1 protein-coding gene is annotated in these 614 nt (G+C 41.9%); it reads left to right on the forward strand.

Annotated elements, in window-relative coordinates; genetic code table 11:
• Positions 1-614, forward strand: a 614-nt coding sequence (locus tag A3757_RS24070; RefSeq protein ID WP_156506547.1) for a protein kinase, incomplete at both ends; no start/stop codon positions are given.

Below are 614 nucleotides of genomic sequence, written 5' to 3' on the forward strand. Positions count from 1 at the left end.
AACGATAAACGTATAAAAGAAGTCATTGCTAAGGCGGTTGATTGCAAGTCGGATGAATTTACCGGGCTTTGTGAGAGCTTGGTTGATATTGCACTCGAAAACGGCTCCGATGATAACTTGAGTTGCCAGATTGTCAGAGTCGATGCTTTGCCTTGTCCAAATGCCGAAGATGCCTACGTAAAGCTTTCGGACTTACCCTTCCCACCAGAGCTTTCCCCTGGAATGTCTATTGACGGCTACCATGTGATAAAAGAGCTACATGCCAGTAATCGATCACAAGTATATTTGGTAAAAGATCATAACACTGACAAGTTACATGCTATGAAAACGCCTTCAGTGAATTATGATGATGATTTGGCGTACAAAGAGCGATTTGTATTGGAACCCTGGGTAGCTGACCGTATTAACAGTAAGTACGTAGTAAATATTCATGAAAGTGAAAGAGGGCAAAAGTTCCTTTATTACGTTTGTGATTATGTTGAGGGCCAAACGCTAGCTGAGTGGATGAAAGCAAATCCAAAGCCCGGTATCGAAAGAGTTATGTCGATAATTCATCAGGTAGTGAAGGGTGTTCGTGCAATGCATCGTAAAGAGACTTTGCATCAGGATATCAA

The sequence above is a fragment of the Oleiphilus sp. HI0117 genome (genome assembly GCF_001635235.1).